Source organism: Kluyvera sp. CHPC 1.251 (assembly GCF_036759945.1).
Classification (GTDB): Bacteria; Pseudomonadota; Gammaproteobacteria; order Enterobacterales; family Enterobacteriaceae; genus Kluyvera; species Kluyvera sichuanensis.
This window is the reverse complement of the sequence record NZ_JAPKIC010000019.1, coordinates 22,030-28,608: the sequence shown is the minus strand read 5'-3', so window position 1 is coordinate 28,608 and position 6,579 is coordinate 22,030. Positions and strand designations below refer to the sequence as shown.

Genomic DNA, 6,579 nt, shown 5'->3' with positions numbered 1-6,579 from the left:
ACTCGCGACCCCGACCTTGGCAAGGTCGTGCTCTACCAACTGAGCTATTCCCGCAAAATCTGGCAATTTTTGTTGCTGTCGTAATTCGCATTTCTGCTTCGTTACGGGAGGCGCATTATACGAGAATTCTTTCCCCCTGCAACCCCCCTTGAAGCGTTTTTTTAAAAAAATCGTTCAAGTGCTGGATAAATCGGCAAGTTGACTATTTTAGCGCCAATTCATCCCTTTAGCACGTTAAAGCTGAATAAAATGTTCGCGGTAGTAGGCCAGTTCCGCCACCGACTCACGAATATCGTCCATCGCCTGGTGAGTGCCCTGCTTTTTAAAGCCCGGCAGAATTTCCGGCTTCCAGCGACGCGCCAGCTCTTTCAGGGTACTGACATCCAGATAGCGATAGTGGAAGTAGGATTCCAGCTCCGGCATGTATTTAAACAGGAAGCGACGATCCTGACCGATACTGTTGCCGCAAATTGGTGATTTGCCTTCAGGCACCCATTGCTTTAAGAATTCCAGCGTTGCCAGCTCCGCTTCACGGTCGCCCATGGTGCTCGCCTTCACGCGTTCCACCAGGCCGCTGCCGGTGTGGGTACGCACGTTCCAGTCATCCATCAGCGCCAGCTGCGCATCAGATTGGTGAACGGCAATGGTCGGCCCTTCCGCCAGAATATTCAGCTGAGCATCGGTCACCAGCGTGGCGATTTCAATAATGCGATCGCGCTCGGGATCCAGACCTGTCATCTCCAGATCGATCCAAATGAGGTTGTTTTCATCTGCACTCATGCTATTTTCCACCCTTCTTGTCTAACCTGCCGCTGCGGGTTAACTAGTATTAATTAGCGTGTATCATAGAGGTTTTGCCCGATATGGGCGACCAGGAGTCAGCACGATTGAGTAAAAATAAACTCTCCAAAGGTCAGCAGCGCCGCGTTAAGGCGAACCACCAGCGCCGCCTCACAACTGCCGCGGAGAAGCCAGATTACGACGACAACCTGTTTGGCGAAGCCGCCGAAGGGGTAGTCATCAGCCGCTTTGGCATGCATGCCGACGTGGAATCCGCCGACGGTGAAACCCACCGCTGCAACATCCGCCGCACCATCCGTTCACTGGTCACCGGTGACCGCGTCGTATGGCGCCCGGGTAAAACCGCCGCCGAAGGGGTGAACGTTAAAGGTATCGTTGAAGCGGTGCACGAGCGCACCTCGGTACTGACGCGCCCTGACTTTTACGACGGCGTGAAGCCCATTGCCGCCAACATCGATCAGATAGTCATTGTTTCTGCCATTTTGCCCGAGCTGTCGCTGAATATTATCGACCGTTATCTCGTCGCCTGCGAAACATTGAGCGTTGAGCCGCTGCTGGTACTAAACAAAATCGACCTGCTGGACGATGAAGGCATGGCGTTCGTCAACGAGCAGATGGATATCTACCGTAATATTGGCTACACCGTATTGATGGCGTCCAGCCACACCCAGGACGGCTTAAAGCCGCTGGAAGCCGCGCTGACCAACCGCATCAGCATCTTTGCCGGGCAGTCTGGCGTGGGTAAATCCAGCCTGTTGAACGCCCTGCTGGGGCTTAACGACGACCGTATTCTGACCAACGACGTTTCCGATGTCTCTGGTCTGGGCCAGCACACCACCACCGCCGCACGTCTGTACCACTTCCCGCACGGCGGCGATGTGATCGACTCACCGGGGGTGCGTGAATTTGGCCTATGGCACCTTGAGCCGGAACAAATTACCAATGGTTTTGTCGAATTCCACGACTACCTTGGGCACTGTAAGTATCGCGACTGTAAACATGATACTGACCCAGGCTGTGCTATCCGCGCAGCCGTTGAGGAAGGGAAGATTGCCGAGACCCGTTTCGAAAATTATCACCGCATTCTGGAAACCATGGCGCAGGTAAAAACGCGTAAAAACTTTTCAGACATAGATAATTGAGAACTATGATTTTGCCGACTGACATTTTCGTCAACAGTCGCTAGAATCGGCCGCTTTTCTTTTTAAGATCCGACGCCCGTCGTCGGATCAGGATCGACACATAATGGCCTGGAGGCTACCTTGTTAAACTCGTTTAAACTTTCACTGCAATACATTCTGCCTAAACTGTGGCTTACGCGTCTCGCAGGCTGGGGTGCGAGCAAACGAGCGGGATGGCTGACTAAACTGGTTATCGATCTGTTCGTGAAGTTCTACAAGGTCGATATGAAAGAAGCGCAGAAGCCGGATACCGCCAGCTACCGTACTTTCAACGATTTCTTCGTTCGTCCGCTGCGTGAAGATGCCCGCCCGGTGAACACCGACCCAAGCGTGCTGGTGTTGCCAGCCGACGGCGTGATTAGCCAGCTTGGCGCGATTGAAGACGACAAAATTCTGCAGGCTAAAGGCCATAACTACTCGCTGGAAGCGCTGCTCGCGGGTAACTACATCATGGCTGACCTGTTCCGTAACGGCAGCTTCGCGACCACCTACCTGTCGCCGCGCGACTACCACCGCGTGCATATGCCGTGCAACGGTATCCTGCGTGAAATGATTTACGTGCCGGGCGATCTCTTCTCTGTGAACCACCTGACCGCGCAGAACGTGCCGAACCTGTTCGCGCGTAACGAACGCGTTATCTGCCTGTTCGATACTGAATTTGGCCCAATGGCACAGATTCTGGTCGGTGCGACTATCGTGGGTAGCATCGAAACCGTCTGGGCTGGTACCGTGACACCGCCGCGCGAAGGCGTGATTAAACGCTGGACCTACCCGGCAGGCGATCAGGAAGGTTCCGTAGCGCTGCTGAAAGGCCAGGAGATGGGCCGCTTCAAGCTGGGCTCCACGGTTATCAACCTGTTTGCGCCGGGTAAAGTCACGCTGATGGAACAGCTGAAAAATCTGTCCGTCACTAAGCTTGGCGAGCCGCTGGCTATGTCCACCGAAGCCGTGGTTGAAGCTGAGGCCGCACCGGTTGTTGAACCTGTCATTGAGCCCGTTGTTGCCCCTGCGACCGACGCGGTTGCCGAACCGGTTGTTGAACTCGTCACTGAACCTACGGTAGAACCGGTTACAGAGCAGGATGTCGCCCCGAAGGCAGACAACACGCAAGAAAAAAGTTAACAACAAATAAGGGTCTGACGTGCGCCTGATTATCACTTTACTGATGGCCTGGTGCCTCAGCCAGGGGGCGTACGCAGCGACGGCCCCCAACGCTCGACAAATCGCCCAGGAACTGGAACAGGCAAAGGCGGCAAAGCCCGCCCAGCCTGAAACCGTCGAAGCGTTACAAAATGCCCTGACCGCGCTTGAGGAGCAGAAAGGTTCTCTCGAGCGCGCCGCGCAGTATCAGCAGGTTATCGACAACTTCCCCAAACTCTCCCAGACGCTGCGTAATCAGCTCAACAACCTGCGTGACGAACCGCGCCAGGTGCCGGACGGTATGAGCACCGATGCGCTGAATCAGGAGATTTTGCAGGTCAGCAGTCAGCTACTGGAAAAAAGCCGCCTGGCTCAACAGGAGCAGGAGCGCGCCCGCGATATCGCTGACTCCCTGAACCAGCTTCCCCAGCAGCAGACCGACGCGCGCCGCCAGCTCAACGACGTAGAGCGTCGCATTGGTACGCAGGCCGGTAATACCCCGCTGGCACAGGCTCAAAGCTTCAATTTACAAGCTGATTCCAGCAAACTGAAAGCGCTGGTCGATGAACTCGAACTGGCGCAGCTCTCCGCCAATAACCGCCAGGAGCTGGCACGCATGCGCTCGGAGCTGGCACAGAAGCAAAGCGAGCAGTTGGATGCCTATCTGCAAGCCCTGCGTAACCAGCTTAACAGCCAGCGCCAGCGCGAAGCCGAACGAGCACTGGAAAGCACCGAACTGCTGGCGGAAAACAGCGAAAACCTGCCGACAGGTATCGTTGATCAGTTCAAAATTAACCGCGAGCTTTCTCAGGCGCTGAACCAGCAGGCTCAGCGTATGGATCTGGTCGCCTCCCAGCAGCGTCAGGCAGCTAATCAGACGCTGCAGGTGCGCCAGGCCCTGAACACGCTGCGCGAGCAGTCGCAGTGGCTGGGCTCGTCTAACCTGCTGGGTGAAGCCCTGCGCGCTCAGGTCGCCCGCCTGCCAGAAATGCCAAAACCGCAGCAGCTTGATACCGAAATGGCCCAGTTGCGCGTGCATCGTCTGCGCTATGAAGACTTGCTGAACAAGCAGCCGCAGCTGCGCCAGATTCGTCAGGCCGACGGCCAGCCGTTGACCAGCGAAGAGAACCGCATTCTTGAAGCCCAGCTGCGCACCCAGCGCGAATTACTCAACTCCCTGCTGCAGGGTGGCGACACGCTAATTCTCGAGCTGACCAAGCTGAAAGTCTCCAACAGCCAGCTGGAAGACGCGCTGAAAGAGGTCAACGAAGCGACCCACCGCTACCTGTTCTGGACCTCCGACGTGCGGCCTATCGATTTCAGTTGGCCGATTGAAATCGTGCAGGACCTGCGCCGCCTGATCTCGCTCGACACGTTCAGCCAGCTCGGCAAAGCCAGCATGATGATGCTCACCAGCCGCCAGACGCTGTTCCCGCTATTCGGGGCGCTACTGCTGGTCGGCTTCAGCATCAGCTCACGCAAGCACTTCACGCGTTTTCTGGAGCGTTCCAGCGCCCGCGTCGGTAAGGTCACCCAGGACCACTTCTGGCTGACCATGCGCACGGTCTTCTGGTCGATTCTGGTGGCCTCGCCGCTGCCGGTGCTATGGGCAACGCTTGGCTATGGTTTGCAGGAAGCATGGCCCTTCCCGCTCGCGGTGGCTGTCGGTGATGGCGTCACCGCCACCGTACCGCTGCTGTGGGTGGTGATGATCTGCGCAGCGTTTGCCCGTACCAACGGCCTGTTTATCGTCCACTTTGGCTGGCCGCAGCACCGCGTGGCCCGCGCCATGCGCTACTACCTGATGAGCATCGGGCTTATCGTGCCGCTGATTATGGCGCTGATCATGTTCGATAATCTCAACGATCGCGAGTTCTCTGCGTCGCTTGGCAGGCTCTGCTTTATCCTGATCTGCGGCGCGCTGGCGATGGTAACGTTGAGCCTGAAACGCGCCGGTATCCCGCTGTATCTCGATAAAAGCGGCAGTGGTGAAAACCGCGTTAACTTGCTGCTGTGGAACCTGATGATTGGCGCGCCTCTGCTCGCGATTTTCACCGCGGCGGTGGGCTACCTTGCCACCTCGCAGGCGCTGCTGGCGCGTCTGGAAACCTCAGTCGCTATCTGGTTCTTGCTGCTGGTGATTTACCACGTCATCCGCCGCTGGATGCTGATTCAGCGCCGTCGTCTGGCTTTTGACCGCGCCAAACACAAGCGCGCGGAAATGCTGGCACACCGCGCCCGTGGCGAAGAAGAAGCACACGCCACCAGCCTGGAAGGGTCGGCCGAGCAGGAGGTGAGCGAAGTCAACCTCGATACCATCAGCGAGCAGTCGCTGCGCCTGGTACGCTCGATTCTGATGCTGATTGCGCTGGTATCGGTGATTATCCTGTGGTCGGAAATCCACTCGGCGTTTGGCTTCCTCGAAAACATTTCGCTGTGGGACGTCACATCAACGGTACAGGGCGTTGAAAGCATCGAGCCGATTACCCTCGGTGCCGTGTTGATCGCGATTCTGGTGCTGATCATCACCACCCAACTGGTACGTAACCTTCCAGCGCTGCTGGAACTGGCTATTCTGCAACACCTGGATTTAACGCCGGGTACCGGCTATGCCATTACCACCATCACCAAATATCTGCTGCTGTTGATAGGCGGGCTGGTTGGGTTCTCGATGATTGGCATTGAATGGTCGAAGCTGCAGTGGCTGGTCGCCGCACTCGGTGTTGGTCTCGGCTTTGGTTTGCAGGAGATTTTCGCCAACTTCATCTCCGGCCTGATTATTCTGTTTGAGAAGCCGATCCGTATTGGCGATACGGTCACCATTCGAGACCTGACCGGCAGCGTAACCAAAATCAACACCCGCGCCACCACTATCAGCGACTGGGACCGCAAAGAGATTATCGTGCCGAACAAGGCGTTTATCACCGAGCAGTTCATCAACTGGTCGCTGTCGGATTCAGTTACGCGCGTGGTGTTAAGCATTCCCGCGCCGTCGGACGCCAACAGTGAAGAGGTGGCGCAAATCCTGCTGACGGCCGCGCACCGCTGTTCGCTGGTGATTGATAACCCGGCACCGGAAGCGTTTCTTGTGGATTTACAGCAGGGGATTCAGATTTTCGAGCTGCGCATCTACGCCGCCGAGATGGGTCACCGTATGCCGCTGCGTCACGAGCTGCACCAGCTGATTCTGGCCGGTTTCCGCCAGCACGGTATCGATATGCCGTTCCCACCGTTCCAGATGCGTCTGGAGACCCTGGATGGCCGGAAAACGGGAAGAACGCTGACCTCCGCAGGCAAACGTCAGCCGGGAAGTCTGTAATCCAAAAAAAATCCCGGCGTCACTGCGTTCGGCCGGGCTGCGGTGGAGGTTTTGTAGGCCTGATAAGCGTAGCGCCATCAGGCAATCCGGTGCGGGTTGCCGGATGGTGGCGTTGCCTTATCCGGCCTACAACGTTCC

The 6,579-nt window shown here is 56.8% G+C and carries 4 protein-coding genes; 3 read left to right on the top strand and 1 reads right to left on the bottom strand.

The genetic code is table 11. The features are described 5' to 3' along the window. Positions 1-234 precede the first annotated feature (234 nt). Entirely contained in the window at positions 235-780 is a 546-nt protein-coding gene (gene orn / locus V6940_RS22210; protein WP_185669307.1) for an oligoribonuclease, read from the bottom strand. A 107-nt stretch (positions 781-887) separates the two neighbouring features. On the opposite strand from orn, the gene rsgA reads away from it, so the two are divergent. The 3 genes from rsgA (at position 888) to mscM (ending at position 6,441) form a co-directional block, all read left to right on the top strand. After that, entirely contained in the window at positions 888-1,943 is a 1,056-nt protein-coding gene (gene rsgA, locus V6940_RS22205) for a small ribosomal subunit biogenesis GTPase RsgA (RefSeq protein WP_185669306.1), read from the top strand. Positions 1,944-2,063: 120 nt separating this feature from the next. Next, on the top strand, positions 2,064-3,104 hold the full coding sequence (gene asd, locus V6940_RS22200; RefSeq protein WP_333497352.1) for an archaetidylserine decarboxylase: 1,041 nt from the start codon (positions 2,064-2,066) through the stop codon (positions 3,102-3,104). 19 nt (positions 3,105-3,123) lie between these two features. Further along, positions 3,124-6,441: a miniconductance mechanosensitive channel MscM gene (gene mscM, locus V6940_RS22195; protein WP_333497351.1), complete on the top strand. Its 3,318-nt coding sequence runs from the start codon at positions 3,124-3,126 to the stop codon at positions 6,439-6,441. Positions 6,442-6,579: the final 138 nt, after the last annotated feature.